Genomic DNA, 18856 nt, shown 5'->3' with positions numbered 1-18856 from the left:
CGGATGGGGCGGCGTACTTGGCTGTTCTCTGGCAATACTCTGAAAAGCGGCCATTGCGGACCCTCTGCCACCCCGATATGATCACTCTTTCAAGCAGGTCGTCGAAACTGAAAGAGGTTCGGCGGCTGTCGGTCGGAATATCGGCCGGCGGGCGACACGACGGGATCATCCCGTTTGTCGGGGGTGTAACGAATACAGGGAACAAAGTCGATGACAGAGTAGTCGTTCGGCTGGAATCAATTGGCAGCGAACGCTGCCCCTCAGGCTTGTGCGGTGCATCCATGAAACACAATGATGGTATTTCCCTGCTCGCTGAACCCCGTGACGACCCCGGCCGGTTCGGCCCTCTCGAACTCCCGGCGCGTACGGCGCCGGGCGGCGGCACACTTCGAACCTGCCGAGTTCGACTCAAACACACTGGTCCGCGCCTTGTGTCGACCCCTGTCGGCTGAGTAGGCGGGCACTTCACCGCGGCTTGCGCCGTCGGGACCCACGGCTCCAACGTGCTCTCCGCCCGCTCGAATCCCTTTCGGGGGTGACGATCCGCACGGACGGCACTCGGAGCCATTGAATCGAATTCGCCGCGTCTTGTCACAGCGATGATGCGCGGAACTCCGGGACAACACCGGCCCTCGTGGTCGGTCGCGCCCTGGAACAAAATGCATGGAGTCCAGGTGACCACATCTCAGCGCAACTTCGATAGCACTCCGAGGCGGTCCGAATCACCGCAGGTCGGCTCATCCGAGTTTCCGGGCCACCTGATTCGAGGCGAGGGCTCCGGTGCACACCGCAACGGATCGGATCTGCCGACCTCTTTCGAAACTCTTCCGCTGTCCGCGGCGCAGCGCGGAATCTGGTTCGCGCAACATCTCGCCGGAGCTTCACCTATTTCCGTTGCACAATATGTCGAGATCGTTGGCGAATTGAAACCCGAATTGCTTGTGGAAGCGTGTAAAGACGCTGGGCGGGAATTCGGCTCCGGAAATCTGCATCTGATGGAGGTGGACGGCGAACCCCGCCAGTACATCCGCGAGACGGCCGAGGCGCCGGTGACGATCGTGGACGTGCGTCGCTACGCCGATCCTGTTGCGACAGCACACGAAATGATGGTGGCCGACTACTCGGCCCCGCTCGACCTGTTCACCGACCAGCTCATGACGAGCATCATCTTCGTGGTCGGACCCGACCACTACCTGTGGTATCAGCGCGCGCACCACATCGCCCTCGACGGCTACGCGGCGGTAACGATGCTGCACCGCATCCGGGAGATATACAACGCTCGGGTAAACGGCGAGGCGCCGCCGCCGTCGAAGGCGGGCGGCCTCGACGAGATCGTCGAACAGGACCTGTCGTATCAGGGTTCGACCCGCTTCGACAACGATCGCAAGTACTGGACCGAACATCTGGCGGGCGCGCCCGCGGTGGTCAGCCTGGCCGGTCGCGTCGCCAAGCCGACCATTCACCCGACGCTCGTGAGCGCCCCGCTGTCCGACGACACCGCCAAGCTGCTCGACGACACGGTGCGCGAACGCGGTACCAGCGTCGCGCCCGTCATCGTCGCGGCCTTCGCGACCTATCTGGCCCGAATGACCGGCAGCGACGAAGTGCTGCTCAGCCTGCCGGTGTCGGGACGGCACTCCGCGGTGCTTCGCCGGTCGGGCGGCATGGTGGCGAATGTGGTCCCGCTGCGCGTCCCGGTGGCAGGCAGCACCGTCGGCGCGGTGATCGGCGCCGTTCAGGGCGAGTTGACCAGTGCACTGCGCAGACAGCGCTACCGGCAGGAGGCCATCTTCCACGACATGGGGATCGCGCGCGACGAAGCGGCATCGTTCGGACCCGCCGTGAACCTGATGATGATCGAGAACGACGTCGTCCTCGGCGAGACGACCGGACGCCTGCACGTCCTGACTTCTGGACCCACCGCTGACCTGTTCGTCAATATCTACCCGGGCGCGGGCAGGGACAGCACCCACATCGACTTCCAGGGGAATCCGAACGTCTACGCGCAGGACGAGCTGGCCGGACACCACCGGCGCTTCCTGATGTTCCTGCACGAGTTCCTCGCGGGCGGCACCGACAATCGGGTCGCCGCCCTGCCGCTGCTGGAGAAGACCGAACGCCGCGCGTTGCTGCCCGTGCGCGGCCCGCGCAGCTTCGGCACCCGGCTGCTTCCCGACATCCTGGCCGACAGCGCCCGCCGTCACCGCGATTCCGCGGCCGTCTCCTGCTCGGGTCGAACCCTGACCTACGGCGAACTCGACAGCGCGTCCTCCCGGCTCGCACGGCATCTGATCCGGCTGGGGTGCGGACCCGACACCGCGGTCGCCATCGTGCTGCGCCGCTCGATCGAGTCGATCACCGCGGCGTGGGCGGTCGCCAAGTGCGGTGCCGCGATCGTGCAGGTCGACCCGGAGTACCCGCCCAAGCGGATCGAGCACATGATCGCCGACAGCGGCGCGCCGGTGGTGATCACCGTCGACGCCTTCCGATCCCGGCTGCCCGCGGCGGCGCACCCGGTGGTTCTCGACGACGCCGCGACCCGCCTGCTGTGCGACGACGCCCCGAACGGTCCGATCCGCGACGGCGAGCGGACCCGCCCGCTGCGCGCCGCCAACCTCGCGTACATGACCTACACATCGGGCTCGACGGGCGTGCCGAAGGGCGTCCAGGTGACCCACACCGGACTCGCCAACCTCATCGCCGACCGCGGTGCGGCCTACGGTGTCGACGCGACCTCGCGTGTGTCCTATGCCCTCTCGCCCAGTTTCGACGCGTCCATGGAGCAGTTCCTCACCTGCTTCGCCAATGGCTCCACGCTGGTGATCGTGCCGCCGGAGGTCATCGGCGGCGAACGGCTGACCCGGCTGCTCGCCGCCGAGGGCGTGACCCATCTGACCCTGACGCCCGCGATGCTCGCGACCGTCGACCCGAGCATGCTGACCGCGTTGCGCGCGGTGGTGGTCGGCGGCGACGTGTGCCCGCCGCACGTCGTCGAGCGGTGGACGCAGTCGTGGTCCATGCACAACGAATACGGGCCGACCGAGGCCACCGTGACGGCCGCGGGCACGGTGCTGAGCCCCAAGGGCCCGCACACCGTCGGCGGTCCCATCCGGGGCGTGTCGGCCCTGGTGCTGGATCCGCATCTGCAACCGGTCCCCAAGGGCACCGCGGGCGAGTTGTATCTGGCGGGGCCGGGTCTGGCGCGCGGATACAGCAATCTGGTCGGCCAGACCGCGGCCCGGTTCGTCGCCGACCCGTACGGCCGCGCGGGGGAGCGGATGTACCGGACCGGCGATATCGCGCGCTGGGTCGGCGAGGACGCGTCGATGACACTGGAGTTGATGGGCCGCAGCGACTTCCAGGTGAAGATCCGCGGCTACCGGATCGAACCGGGCGAGATCGACGCGGTGCTGTCCGGCCACGAGGACGTCGACCTGTCGGTCACCGTGGCCGTGCGCAACAATGCCGACGCACTGGTACTGGCCTCCTATGTCGTGCCGGTGCGGGATCGGCGGATCGATACGCTCGCGATCGAGCGCTTCGCCCGCGAATCCCTTCCGCCGCATATGGTTCCGGCCGTGGTCGTGCCGCTGGACGAGCTGCCGGTCAACGCCTTCGGCAAGCTCGACCGCGCCGCGCTGCCCGAACCGGTCTTCGGGGCCGCGTCGGTCGGCCGCCCGCCCGCCACACCGCGGGAAACCGTGGTCGCGGCACTGTTCGCCGACGTGCTCGGCGTGCCGCAGGTGTGGGCGGACGACAGCTTCTTCGCCCTCGGCGGCGACAGCATCCTGTCCATCCAATTGGTGACCCGGGCCAAGGCCGCCGGTCTGGCGTTCACCACGCAGGACGTGTTCGAGCAGAAGACCGTCGCGGCGCTGGCCGCCGCGGCCACCGATGTCGGCGACGAACCCTTACTCGCCGAATTGCCCGGCGGCGGTGTCGGATCGATGCCGCTGACGCCGATCATGCACGCGATGATCGCGCGCGGCCACTACGACCGCTTCGCCCAGGCCGCGCTGGTCCAGCTCCCCGACGACATCGAACCGGCCGAGCTCGCGCGGGCCCTGCGCGCCCTGCTCGACCGTCACGACATCCTGCGCGCGGTACTGACCGAAAGCGGATCCGGCGATGTGGACCTCGACGTCCTCGAACGCGGCGAGGTCGACGCGGCGGCGGCGATCGTCCACGTCGAGCTCGAACGGCGCGACGCCGAAGAAGTGGACGGCCATCTGCAAGCGGCCGCGGACCGACTCGATCCCCGCGCCGGCGTCCTGGTGCGGCTGGTGTGGATGCGCGATCACGGCGCGGACCGCCCGGACCTGTTGTGGGTGGTCGTGCATCATCTGGCCGTCGACGCGGTGTCGTGGCGCATCATCCTCACCGACCTCGCGACGGCCTGGCAGCACGCCCGCGAGGATCGCGAACCGGACTTCCCGCCCGCGACCACCTCGTTCCGGCGCTGGGCGCACGGCATGGTCGAACACCTGCCGGACCGGCGCGGGGCCGAACTCGAGCGGTGGAAAAACGTTCTCGCACAGGGCGAGAAGCCGCTCGGGGAAAGGGATACCGACCCCGTGCGCGACGTGGGAGCCACGGCGGGCCGGATACGGACCCTCGTCCCCGCCGATGTCACCGAGGCGGTGCTCACCACCATCCCGGCCCGCTTCCACGGCAGCGCCAACGACCCGCTGCTCGCGGCGCTGGCACTGGCGTTGGGCCGATGGCGACGCGCGCGCGACATGGCGAGCCGGGCAGACCTGATCTGGTTGGAGGGGCACGGACGCGAGGAGCAGGCCGTGCCCGGCGCGGATCTCAGCGCCACCGTCGGCTGGTTCACCACCCGGTTCCCGGTCCGTCTCGAACTGCGCGAGGTCGACCTCGACGACGCCTTCGCGGGCGGGCCCGCCGCGGGCCGCGCCATCAAGCAGGTGAAGGAGCAGTTGCGGGCGGTGCCCGACAACGGGATCGGCTACGGCATGCTGCGTTACCTCGATTCCCGGGGGCGCGCCGAACTCGGGGACGCGCCCGAACCGCAGATCAGCGTCAACTACCTGGGCCGGATGGGCACCGACGAACACTCCGGCCCGTGGACGCCGACCCGCGAGTTCACCTCGCTGACCGGTACCAGCGATCCGCGGATGACGCTGCCCGCCGTCCTCGGTCTAGACGCGATCGCCGTCGGGGGTACGGACGGACTTCGACTCGACGCCACATGGGAATTCGCGAGCCGGGTGCTGAGCGCGGAGGAGGTCGACGATCTCGCGGGCCTGTGGCTGCGCGCGCTGCGGGCGCTGAGCGAGCACGTCCGGTCCGACACCGCGGGCGGCTTCACCGCCTCGGACTTCCCGCTGGTCGTGACCTCCCAGGACGATATCGACCGCTGGGTGCTGGACTATCCGTCGATGACCGACGTGTGGCCGCTGACCGCGCTGCAATCCGGTCTGCTGTTCCACGCCATCTACGACGACGGCAGCGTCGACGGCTACGTCGTGCAGGCGGCACTGACGCTCGCGGGGCACGTGCACGCGGACCGCATGCGGCGGGCCGCCCAAGCGGTCATCGACCGGCACGACAGCCTGCGCACCGCCTTCGTCGAGAGCGCCGACGGACTGCGCCAGATCGTGTTGTCCGAATGCGCGGTGGACTGGCGGCACTCCGATATCACCGACATCGCCGACCCACAGGAGCGCGAGCGCGAATTCCGGCGCCTCGCCACCGTCGCGGCGGGACCGTTCGACCCGGCCCATCCGCCCATGCTGCGCTTCCATCTCGTGCGGACCGGCGCCGAGGAGTTCCAGCTGCTGGTCACCAACCACCACCTCGTACTCGACGGCTGGTCGATGCCGCTGCTGATCCACGACCTGCTCTCGCTCTACAGCTCCGACGGTGACGCCGCCGACCTGCCCGCGCCGCGGTCCTACCGTGACTACGTGCAGTGGCTGCACGCGCAGGATCGCGACGCGGCGATCACCGCGTGGCAGCAGGTGCTCGACGGTCTCGAGGGCCCGACCCGGGTCACCGGGCCGGTGTTGACCGGCCCGGGGCGCGACGACGCGGTCGGCCTCGATCTCGACGCCGCCACCACCGCGGCGATTCTCGAGCTCGGGCGTTCGCACGGCGTCACCGCCAATACCGCCTTGCAGACGGCGTGGGCGCTGCTGGTCGCGGTGCTGACCGGCCGGTCGGACGTGGTGTTCGGCAATGTGGTGTCGCATCGTCCGCCGCAGGTCACCGATGTCGAGCGCATGGTCGGCCTGTTCATCAACACGCTGCCGGTCCGGGTGCGCATGGATCCCGACGAGGCCGTGGCCGATCTGCTGGTCCGTTTCCAGGCCGAACAGGCCGCCATGCTGGGGCACCGGCACGTGGGTCTGGCCGAGTTGCAGCGGGTGACCGGAATCGCCGACATGTTCGACACGGTGACGGTGCTCGAGTCCTATCCGCTGGACCGGGAGCGGCTCGCCCAGACCCTCGGCGAGGCCGGTCTGCGGTTCATCGATGTCGACGCACACGACGCCACGCCGTATCCGCTGAGCCTCCAGGTGACCCCGCCGCGGCCGAACGGCGACACCGGCGGCTACACGGTGACATTGCGCTTCTCCACCGACCGCATCAGCCTCGCGGACGCCCGCACGCTGCTCGAACGCTTCGAGCTGATCCTGCGGCAGATCGCCGCCGATCCCGCCCGGAAGGTCGCCGCGGTCTCCACCTGCCGGGCCGATGAACGCGCCGAACTCCTGTCGGTCGAGGGCGAGTCGCCCCAGCCGACGCGCACGCTGCGGCAGATCCTGTCGACCAGCGTGCGGCTGCATCCCGACGCGCCCGCCGTCCGTTTCGGCGGCACCGCCATGACCTATCGCGAGCTCGACCGTCGCGCGGACGGATTCGCCGGCCTGCTCATCGGCCGCGGCGCGCGCCCGGAATCCTTTGTCGCGGTGGCGATTCCCCGGTCGATCGAACTGGTCGTCGCGATCTGGGCGGTGGCCAAGACCGGTGCCGCGTTCGTCCTGCTCGATCCCGCCAATCCCGCCAATCGGATCGCGGAACTGGTTGCCGACTCCCGGACCGAGTTGGGGGTGACGACCGCCGACGTCGCGTCCCGGCTGCCGGACACGGTCGATTGGGTGGCCGTGGACGCCGAACAGGAACCGCCGTGCACGACCGGCCTGCGGGCCGGGAGGTTGCGCGCCGACAGCGCGGCCTACGTGATCTACACCTCGGGATCGACGGGTAAGCCCAAGGCGGTACACGTCGGGCACCGTGGTCTGGCCGACCTGGTGGCCGCGCAGGCCGAATCCTTCGGCGTAGACACGGATTCGGCGGTCTTGCAGGTCGCCTCACCGGGTTTCGACGCCTGCGTGTCGGAACTGCTGCTGGCACACGGCAGCGGCGCCTGCCTGGTGATCGCGCCGCCGGACGTGTACGCCGGTGACGATCTGGCGGAACTGATTCGGGCGGAGAAGGTCTCGCACGCCATCATCACCCCGTCCGCGCTGAACACGATGGACCCCGCCGCGCTGCCGTCCCTCGGCGTGATCGCGGTCGTCGGCGAGGCGACCGGGTACGACACCGTGAACAGGTGGGCACCCGGGCGTCGGCTCATGAACCACTACGGTCCGACCGAATGCACGATCTGGGCGACCGGCTCGGACACGCTGACACCCGGCGAACCCGTATCGATCGGCGGACCGATCCGCGGCGTGTCGGCGACGGTTCTCGACATGTGGCTGCGGCCGGTACCGGTCGGGGTCGCGGGCGAACTCTACATCGGCGGACCCGGACTCGCCCGCGGCTACTTCGACCGGCCGGACGTGACCGCGTCGCGCTTCGTCGCGGACCCGCGCTCGGCCCGCGGCGCGCGGATCTACCGAACCGGCGACTCCGTGCGCTGGGTACGTGGCCGCGACGGCCTGGAGTTGGAGTATCTCGGCCGCACCGATCAGCAGGTCAAGATCCACGGCCTGCGGATCGAACCCGGCGATATCGACGCGCACCTGGCCCGCCGTGCCGCGGTCTCGAGTGTCGCCACCGTCGTGGCGCAGGGGCCCGCGGGCGAGCCGGTGCTGGTGTCCTATGTCGTCTCCGCGCCGAACGCCACGCTGGACGTGCCCGCGCTGCACGCCGAACTCGCCGACGAGCTGTCGGCGTACATGAACCCCGCGGCCATCATCGAACTCGATGCCATGCCACTGACCACCACCGGCAAGATCGATCGGAACGCCCTGCGGGAACGCGCATTCGAAGCGGAAACGGTCGGCGGCAGGCCCCCGTCCACCCCCGTCGAACAGCTCATGGCGCGACTGTTCGCCGAAGTACTGCATCTGGAGACCGTCTCCGCCGACAGTAATTTCTTCACCCTCGGCGGCGACAGCATCGTGTCGATGCGGCTGGTGGCCTCGGCGAAGGTCGCCGGGCTGGTGATCACGCCGCGAGATGTCTTCGAGGGCAAGACCGTCGCCGCCCTCGCGGCGATGGCGCGCGGGGATTCGACGCCCGCCGCGCTCGAGCAGGCCCCCGGCCCCCGGGTGCCGGGACGCCCGTTGCGGCCGTCGGACTTCCCGCTGGTCGAGCTCGCGCCGTCCGATATCGAACATCTGGAGCAGCGCTACCGCGACCTCGCCGACGTGTGGCCGCTCTCGCCCATGCAGTACGGAATTCACTTCCATTCGATCTTCGCCCCGGAAACGGTGGACAACTACACCGTTCAGACGATGATCGGATTCTCCGGCGAGGTCGACGGCGGACGCCTGCGCCGGGCCGCCCAGGCGCTGGTCGACCGGCACGACATCCTTCGCGCCGCGTACGCGGAGACCACCGCGGGGCCGTGCCAGATCGTGCTCGAACACGCCGACGTCGACTTCCGTGAGATCGACGTAGCCGGCGGCGGCGACGCGGACGCCGTGGCCGCCGCGGACGCGGCGGCGGGCTTCGACCTGTCCGAGCCGCCGCTGATCCGGTTCACGCTCATCCGCCTCCGCGCGGGCGCGTTCCGACTGCTGGTCACGAACCACCACGTGATACTGGACGGCTGGTCGATGCCGCTGCTGATGCGGGAACTGCTCGAGAACTACGGCTCACCGGCCGATATCGGAGCCGTCGGGCCCGCACCCTCCTACCGCGACTATCTGGCGTGGTTGGCGCGCCAGGATGCCGAAGTGTCCAAGGACGCGTGGGCGCGGGAATTCTCGGATGTGCGGTCGCCGACGCTGGTCGGTCGCGGTGACACCGTGACCGACAGCGCCTCGGCCGGCGAGGTCGACGCGCAACTGTCGGCCGAACGGTTCGGGCAGCTGCGGGCCGTCGCCGCGGAAGCGGCCGTCACCGTCAATACCGCCGTCGCCGCGGCGTGGGCCATGAGCCTGCGGATACTGACCGGCGAGACCGAGGTGATCTTCGGCGCCGCCGTCTCGGGCCGCCCGCCGCACCTGCCTGGGGTGGATCGGACGCTCGGCATGTTCCTGAACACGATCCCCGTCCGCGTCCGGCTCGAGCCCGCGCTGTCCATGCGGGATCTGCTGATCCGCATCCAGGAACAGCACGCTCGAATGCTCGACCACCACCACGTGGGTCTGCCCGACATCCACCGCGGCGCCGGTGTGCAGGCACTGTTCGACACCGCGCTCGCCTTCCAGTCGTTCCCGCTGGACCGGACGGGCCTGCAACGCCTCGTCGACTCGGCCGGTCTGCGCGTGGACGAGGTCACCGGCGTCGACGCCACCCCCTACCCGCTGAGCCTGGTCGTCGCGCCGAGGTACGAGGAGAACGGGGAACAGGGACTACAGATCACCCTGCGCTACTTCGAGAACGAATTCGATTCCGAGCGGGCCCGTGAAATCCTCGACCGCTTCGTCGAAATGCTCTGCCGCACGGCCGAGGATTCGACCGCCCGGCTGAGCGCCGTCGAGTGCACGGACGAATCGGCGATCGCGGTGGGGGAGAATCCCGGGCCCGCGGTCGCGCTGCCGGACATTCTGGCGGCATCGGCCGCGAACGCACCCGATGCCGTCGCGGTGACCTCCGGCGAGTCCGCGATGACCTACCGGCAATTGGACGAACAGTCCAACCGGCTGGCCCGGATGCTGTTGCGGCGCGTCGGCGGGGAACCGGCCGTGCTCGCCAGTGTCCTGCCGCGCTCGCGGGCCGCGATCGTCGCCGTATGGGCCGCCACGAAGGCGGGTGTGGCCTTCGTGCCCGTCGACCCGGGACTTCCCGCCCAACGCATCCAATTCCTGCTGTCGGATTCGAATGCCGCACTGGGGCTGACCGATTCCGCCTCGAGGGTGCGGCTGCCCGATACCGTCGACTGGTTGGTCGTCGATGACGCGGACACCGCTCGGCTCGTGGCCGCGGCCGACTCCGGCCCGATCACCGATGCCGAACGGGGCGAACCGATTCGCCCGGACCGCACGGCCTATGTGATCTACACGTCCGGGTCGACGGGACAGCCCAAGGGCGTGCTCGTCGGTCACCGGGGCCTGGCCGATCTGGTCGCGGCGCAGCGCCGCGTGCTCGGCGTCGACCGGAATTCGACCGTACTGCACGTGGCCTCACCCAGCTTCGACGCCTCGCTGTTCGAGATGCTGATGGCGCACGGGTCGGGCGGGCGGCTCGTCGTCGCACCGCCGGATGTGTACGGCGGTCGCGACCTGGCGGAACTGATTCGGCGCGAACATGTCTCGCACGCGGTGCTGACACCGTCGGCGCTGGCGACGGTACCGCGCGATGGCCTCGACGAACTGCGGGTGCTGGCGACCGCCGGTGAACAGGTCGGGCCGGAACTGGTCGAGCAGTGGGCGCCGGGCCGGACCATGATCAACCTGTACGGGCCCGCCGAAGCCACCATCTGGGCCACCGCGGGCCGCGTGTCGGCGCACGGAGGCGCCGTCACCATCGGCGGGCCGGTCGGCTCGATCGCGACGGCGGTGCTCGATACCTGGCTGCGGCCGGTGCCCGTCGGAGTGGCGGGTGAGCTCTACCTGTCGGGTCCGGGCCTGGCCCGCGGCTATATCGGCAGGACCGGATCGAGCGCGGCGCGGTTCGTGGCATCACCGTTCGGGACGCCGGGACAGCGGATGTACCGCACCGGCGACATCGTGCGGCGCAGGTCGGACGGACGACTGGAATTCGTGGGACGCAACGATTTCCAGGTCAAGGTGCGCGGTATCCGCATCGAACTCGGCGAGATCGACGCCGCGCTCGCCGCCCGCGCCGACCTGGCCTTCGCGGCCACCCTCGCCCGCCGCGACGACAACCGGCCGGTGACGCTCGTGTCCTACGTGGTGCCCGCCGAGGGGACCACTGTCTCCGGCGAGGAGTTGCGGGCCTCGGTGAGCGAAGTCCTGCCCTCCTCGATGGTGCCGTCGGCCGTCGTGGTCATCGACGAGGTGCCGCTGACCGCGAACGGGAAACTCGATCGCGCGCGCCTGCCCGAACCGGTCGTGCCCGCAAGGGTGTTCACCGCGCCGTCGACGTGGCTGGAATCGGTCGTGGCGACGGCCTTCGAGCAGGTGCTCGACCTGGAACGAGTCGGCGTGCACGACGACTTCTTCCAGCTCGGCGGCGACTCACTGCGCGCGTCGCTTGTGGTGGCGCGGGTGGGCGCGGCCCTCGGCGTCCGCGTGCCGGTCCGGTCGCTGTTCGAAGCGCCGACCGTCGGGAGACTGGCGGCGCTGGCCGGGGCGCTCGACAGCGGCGGCCGAATCCCGCTGACCGCGCAGACGCGTCCCGATCCGGTCCCGCTGTCGCTGGCCCAGCAGCGGATGTGGTTCCTGAACCGGCTCGAGCCGGAGTCGGCCACCTACAACATTCCGGTGATGCTCCGGCTGACCGGACGACTCGATACCGACGCGCTGCGCGCGGCCCTGCGCGATGTGGTCGCACGGCACGAGGTGCTGCGCACCATCTACCCGGAGACCGACGGCGAGCCGCGGCAACTGGTGCTCGCCGAAGCGGATGTGCCGGTGCGCTCGCGGCGAGTGCCCGCGGACTCCATCGCGGACGTGGTGGGCGAATTCGTCCTCGGCGGATTCGACGTCACCTCCCAGGTGCCCCTGCGCGTCGGCCTGTTCGAACGCGAGGACACCGACAGCGACAGCGACAGCGGCGAATACGTGCTGGTGCTGGTGGTCCACCACATCGCAGGTGACGGTCAGTCCATGGGACCGCTTGCCCGCGACGTCATGGCGGCGTACGCGGCCCGATTGGCGGGACGGTCCCCCGCGTGGGAACCCCTCGAGGTCCAGTACGCGGACTACGCCCTGTGGCAGCGGCGGATGCTGGGCGCGGCCGACGACCCGGCCTCGCTCATGCACGCGCAACTGGCCTTCTGGCGCTCGACCCTGGCCGGTGCGCCGGACCTGCTGGAACTCCCGACCGATCGGGTCCGCCCCGCGGCGGCCTCCTTCGTGGGCGGGCGGGTGCCGCTCGAGATCGACGCGCGCCTGCACGAGCGGCTCCACGCTCTGGCGCGCGCCCGAGGCGCCTCGCTGTTCATGGTGGTGCACGCCGCGCTCGCGGTGGTGCTCGGCCGGTTGAGCGGCAGCGACGACGTGGTGGTCGGCACCCCGGTCGCCGGTCGCGGCGAACCGGGACTCGACGCGCTGGTCGGCATGTTCGTCAACACCTTGGCGCTGCGCACCCCGCTCGAGGGCTCCGAGTCCTTCGCGAACCTGCTCGATCGCACCCGCGAGACCGACCTCGACGCATTCGAACACGCGGACGTGCCGTTCGAGCGGGTCGTGGAGGAATTGAACCCGCAGCGGTCGGCGGCGCAGCATCCGCTGTTCCAGGTCGCCCTGGCGTTCCAGAACCTGTCCACGGTCGAGGTCGCCCTGCCCGATGTCACGGTGGCCCAAGTCGACCTCGACACCGGGATCTCGCAGTTCGACCTGCAACTGGTGCTCTCCGACTCCTACGCCGACGACGGCGCGACGAAGGGCATCTCGGGCATGATGTTCTTCGCCAAGGACCTGTTCGACGAGTCGACCATCGCAGGCTTCGTCCGCCGTTTCACCCGGGTGCTGGAAGAAATCGTCGACGACCCGACCACGCCGATCGGCGATATCGACTGGATGGACGCGGACGAACGCACGGCGCTGCTGTCGCGGGTGGGTTCGCCCGTCGCGACGGCGCCGGTACTGCTGCCCGAGGTGTTCGCGGCGGCCGTCCGCGACAACGGCGACGGCGTCGCCGTCGTCTCGGGTGAGACGCGGCTGACCTACCGCGAGCTCGACGAACGATCGAACCGGTTGGCGCGCCTGCTGATTCGCGCCGGCGCGGGCCCCGAGCGGCGCGTCGTGGTGGCCGTCGAGCGGTCGGTGGAATCCGTCGCGGCCTGGTGGGCCGTGGTGAAATCCGGTGCGGCGTACGTACCGGTCGATCCGCACTACCCCGCGGCGCGCATCGAGCAGATGGTGTCGGATTCCGGTGCGGCACTTGGCGTGACGGTCGCGGCCGCGCGCCCGGGACTACCGGACGGCCTCGACTGGATCGTGCTCGACGACGCCGCCGTCACCGCCCGACTCGGTGAGCTCGAGTCCTCGGCGATCGAGCAGGCGGAGCGGACGCGTCCGCTGCGTGTGTCGAATCCCGCGTGGGTGGTGTTCACCTCGGGTTCGACCGGCGTGCCGAAGGGCGTCGCCGTCACCCACTCCGGTATCGCGCACTATCGCCTCGCACAGCGATCCGATCCCGCGCTCGGGCACACCTCCCGGGTGCTGCACTTCGCCTCGCCCTCCTTCGACGCCTCACTGCTGGAGATCCTGCTCGCGGTGAGTGGCGCGGCGACGCTGGTGGTGGCGCCCCCGGCGCTGCGCGGCGGGCACGAACTCGCCGAACTGCTGCGCGAAGAGCGGATCACCCACGCCTTCGTCACCCCGGCCGCACTGGCCTCGGTGGACCCGGCCGGCCTGGACGACCTGCGGGTCGTGCTGTCCGGCGGCGACGAGGTGCCCGCCGACCTGGTGCACCGCTGGGCACGCACCGACGCTGCCGCCGCCCGGGAGTTCCGGGTGCTCTACGGCCCGACCGAGACCACCATCGTCGCCACCGCCACGGGCGGACTGCGACCGGGTGATCCCTCGACCATCGGCGGGCCGGTCCCCGGCATGCGGGCACTCGTGCTCGACACCCGGATGCGGCCCGTCCCGGTCGGGGTCGGCGGCGAGCTGTACCTGGCCGGTCCGGCGCTGGCACGCGGATACCTGAACAGGCCCGGCGTCTCCGCGGCGCGGTTCGTCGCGAACCCGTTCGGCGACCCGGGCAGCCGCGTATACCGCACCGGCGACCTCGTGCGCTGGAACCCCGACGGCGCGCTGGAATTCATGGGACGCAACGACTTCCAGGTCAAGATCCGCGGCTTCCGGGTCGAACTCGGCGAGATCGACGCCGCACTCGGCGCCCGCCCGGACGTCGGATTCGCCGTGACCGTGCCGCGCCGCGACGGCGACACACCGCTGCGGTTGGTGTCCTACGTGGTGCCCGCGGGGGCGGCGACCGTCTCCGGTGAGCAATTGCGGGCTTCGCTGGCCGAGTCGCTGCCGCCGTACATGGTCCCCGCCGCGGTCATGGTCCTCGACGAGATCCCCCTCTCACCGAGCGGCAAGCTCGACCGCAGGGCACTGCCCGTGCCCGTCCTGGCGGCCAGGCAGTTCCGCGCACCGGCCTCGCCGGTGGAGGAGATCGTGGCCGGTGTGTTCGCCGAGGTGCTCGGCATCAGCGGCGTCGGCGCCGACGACGACTTCTTCGCACTCGGCGGCAACAGCCTCATCGCCACCCGCGTGGTCGCGCGGATCGGCGCCGCACTCGACACCAACGTCCCGGTCTCGATGATCTTCGAGGCATCCACCGTCGAGAAACTCGCCGCCCGCGCCGAATCCCACACCGACACCGCCCGCATCCCGCTGACGGCGCAGCCGCGCCCGGAACACATTCCGCTGTCCTACGCCCAGCAGCGCATGTGGTTCCTCAACCGGTTCGAGCCCGACTCGCCCGCCTACAACATCCCCATCGTCCTGCGTCTGCGCGGACAGTTGGATATCGACGCGCTGCACGCGGCGATGGCGGATGTGGTCACCCGCCACGAGATCCTGCGGACCGTCTACCCGGACGTGGCGGGCGAACCGACCCAGTTCGTCATCCCCGCCGCCGAGGCCACGGTGCCGATGGCCGTCACCTCGGTCACCGAACCCGAACTGGCGCAGGCGGTCTCGTCGGTGGTGGCGACCCCGTTCGACGTGACGGCGCAGGCGCCGTTGCGGGTGCGCCTGTTCGAACTCGGCGACGACGAATGGGTGCTGGCCGTGGTGATGCACCACATCTGCGGTGACGGATCGTCACTGACCCCGCTCGCCCGCGACGTCATGATCGCCTACACCGCGCGGCTGCGCGAGCAGACCCCGTCCTGGAAGCCGCTCGCGGTGCAGTACGCGGACTACTCGATCTGGCAGCGGGTCGTCCTCGGCGCCGACGACGACCCCGAATCGCTCCTGCGCGCCCAGATCGACTACTGGACAACGCAGTTGGCCGATCCGCCCGCACTTCTGGAATTGCCGACCGACCGGCCGCGTCCGCCGGTCCAGTCCTACGCGGGCGCGAGTGTCCCGCTGACCGTCGACGCCGAGTCGCACGCGGGACTACAGCGAGTCGCGCGGGCACACAACACGACCCTGTTCATGGTCTTCCACTCCGCGCTCGCCGCCGTGCTGGCCCGGCTGGCCGCCACCGACGATGTCACGATCGGCACACCGTACGCGGGACGCGGCGAACCCGAACTCGACGACCTGGTCGGCATGTTCGTCAACACCCTCGTCCTGCGGACGCGGGTGACACCGGGCCTGTCGTTCACGCGGCTGCTCGAACAGGTCCGCGACACCGACCTGGCCGCCTTCGGCCACGCCGACGTCCCGTTCGAACGGCTGGTGCAGGAACTCAACCCGGTGCGGTCGCATGCCCACCACCCGCTGTTCCAGGTGATGCTGGCCTTCCAGAATGTCACCTCGACCGAGCTCGAACTGCCCGCGCTGAGCATGTCGGGCGTCGAAGCCGACACCGCCACGTCACTGTTCGACCTCCAGGTCTCGGTATCGGACCGCTACGACGACACCGGCGCACCCGCGGGCATCACCGGCGTGGTCACCTACGCGACCGATCTGTTCGACCCGGCGACCGTCACCGCGTTCGTCGACCGCTTCCGGCGTCTGCTCGACGCGCTGGTTGCCGACCCCGCGCAGGCGGTCCACGACGTCGACCTGCTCGACCCCGAAGAACGGGAAACGGTTCTGGTGCGCTGGAACGCGACCGATCACGCACTCGACCCACAGGAAACCGTCGCCTCCATCTTCGCCGAGGCCGCGCTACGCTTCGCGGACCGGCCCGCGCTGACCTTCGGCGACCGGTCGTCGACCTATGCCGAATTCTCCTCGCGCGTCAACAGATTGGCCCGCTGGCTGATTTCGCGGGGCGTGGGTCCCGAATCGCTGGTGGCGCTGCGCATGCGGCGTTCACCCGACCAGATCGTCGCCATGTACGCGGTGCACGCCGCGGGCGGCGGATACGTCCCGGTCGACCCCGACTATCCGGCCGACCGCATCGAGTACATGCTCGAGACCGCGGGCGCGAACGTGGTCCTGTCCTCCCTCGACGATCTCGACCTGTCCGTCTTCGACGACGCACCCGTCACCGACGCCGACCGCCTCGGCTGCCTGCGGCCCGACGACGTCGCCTACGTCCTGTTCACCTCCGGGTCGACCGGACGGCCCAAGGGCGTCGCGGTGACGCACCGCACCGTGGTGAACCAGCTGCGCTGGATCATCGGGACCTACGAACTCACCGCCGACGACGTGGTGCTCCAGAAGACCCCCGCCACCTTCGATGTCTCGGTGTGGGAACTCTTCGCGCCGCTCGCCGTCGGCGCCCGGCTTGTCGTCGCACGCCCGGACGGACACACCGATCCCGCCTACCTCGCCGAAACCATCGCGGCCCAACGGGTTACGGCCACGTCCTTCGTGCCTTCGATGCTGGCGGTATTCGCCGACGCCGCACCCGCGGCAGCGCTGGACTCGTTGCGCGTGTTGCTCGTCGGCGGGGAGGCGTTCGGCCCGGAGGTGGTGGCCGCGGCACGGGCGGCGCTGCCCGACACCGCACTGCACAACCTCTACGGGCCGACGGAATTCACCCTGCACGCGACCGCCCACCCGGTCCGCGAGTCCGACACCGGCCCCATGCCCATGGGCACACCGGTGTGGAATGTACGGGCCTACATTCTCGATGAGCGGCTGCGGCCGGTACCGCCCGGCGTCGCGGGCGAACTCTATCTGGCGGGCAACCAGATCGCTCGCGGCTACCACGCGCGCCCCGGCCTGACCTCGGAACGATTCGTGGCCGACCCGTACGCCGAAGGCCGTCGCATGTACCGCACGGGCGACCTGGCGCGCAGGCGGCTCACCGGCGAACTGGAATATCTGGGCCGCACCGACTTCCAGGTGAAGCTGCGCGGCCTGCGCATCGAGCTCGGCGAGATCGAGGCGGTGTTCGCCGAACACCGCGCCGTCTCGCGGGCCGTCGCCACCGTGGCCACCACCGACACGGTCGACTTCCTGGTCGTCTACCTCGTCCCCGCCGCGGGGGCCACCGTCGACACCGCCGAGGTGCTCGCCTACGCCGCCACCGAACTGCCCGGATACATGCTGCCCACCACCGTCATGGTCATCGACGCGGTGCCGCTGTCCGCCTCCGGCAAACTGGACCGCGCCCGACTGCCGGAGCCCACGCTCACGGTGGGCGAGTTCCGGGAACCGTCGACCTGGCTCGAGGAGGAGATCGCGCACACCTTCGAACAGGTGCTCGGCGTGCCCAAGGTCGGCGCCGACGACGACTTCTACGCGCTCGGCGGCAACTCGCTGCGCTCGGTGCAGGTGGTCAGCGAACTGAAGAGCGAACTGCACTTCGAGATCCCGGTCAGCTGGATGCTGTCGGACCCGAGCCCGGCCGATCTCGCCAAGCGCATCGAGACCGGCATGCGCACCGGCATCGACGCCGCCGACACCGACGCGCTCGGATTCGAGGTCCTGCTGCCGATCCGCCCCGGCGGCGAGCGCCCGCCGCTGTTCTGCGTCCACCCCGCCTCGGGTCTGGCCTGGTGCTACCACACCCTCGACAACTACGTCGCCGACGGGCGGCCGATATACGGTGTCCAGGCGCCGCAGATAGGCGGTGAGGACACCGGTCCGAGGACGATCGCGGAGATCGCGGCCCGCTACTTCGACGAGATCCGCACCGTTCAGCCGCACGGCCCCTACCATCTGCTCGGCTGGTCGCTGGGCGGCCAGATCGCCCACGCCGTCGCCGCGGCCATGCGGGAGGCGGGGGAGCAGGTCGCGCTGCTGGCGATGCTGGACTCCGAGGCGGACGGTTTCGATGCCTCCGCGGTCTCCACGATCACCGCGGGCGAGCTGATCAGCAATCTCGGCCCGGTCATGGGTATCGATTTCGTGAGTCCCGACGCGACGGCCGAGGAGGCCGCCGAGCAGATCGCCGAACGCCTCGGCGACGGCCTCGGAATCGACGCCGCGACGATCGAACGCCTGACCGACGCCTACAACCTGTCGATCCAGGCGGCGGCCGACTGGCAGCCACCGGTCGTCGACGTCGACCTGGTCTATTTCACCGCGACCAGAGAGCGGCGGTCCGACGCGGCGGGACACGAAGGATGGGCGCCCTTCGTCAGTGGCCGGATCACGAATATCGATGTCGACGCGACCCACCTGGCGATGACGGAGGCGGCCGCGGTCGCCCAGATCGCGGAGACCCTCAACGCACATCTGGATTGATTCCGGGACGGCAGCTCACGGATCGGCGG

1 protein-coding gene is annotated in these 18856 nt (G+C 70.0%); it reads left to right on the top strand.

Features of this window, described 5'->3' with window-relative positions:
* Positions 1-659 precede the first annotated feature (659 nt).
* Positions 660-18827 carry an amino acid adenylation domain-containing protein gene (locus APZ21_RS08425; RefSeq protein ID WP_082392946.1) on the top strand — a complete coding sequence of 6056 codons (18168 nt, stop codon included), beginning with the start codon at positions 660-662 and terminating at the stop codon, positions 18825-18827.
* Positions 18828-18856 lie beyond the last annotated feature (29 nt).

The sequence above is a fragment of the Nocardia arizonensis genome (genome assembly GCF_001310275.1).
Lineage (GTDB): Bacteria > Actinomycetota > Actinomycetes > Mycobacteriales > Mycobacteriaceae > Nocardia > Nocardia arizonensis.
This window is presented reverse-complemented; position numbering and strand designations above follow the sequence as displayed.

What these genes read in the sequence shown, in the direction of transcription:
- APZ21_RS08425 (WP_082392946.1), top strand. Translation starts at nt 660, where the DNA reads ATGCATGGAGTCCAGGTGACCACATCTCAGCGCAACTTCGATAGCACT.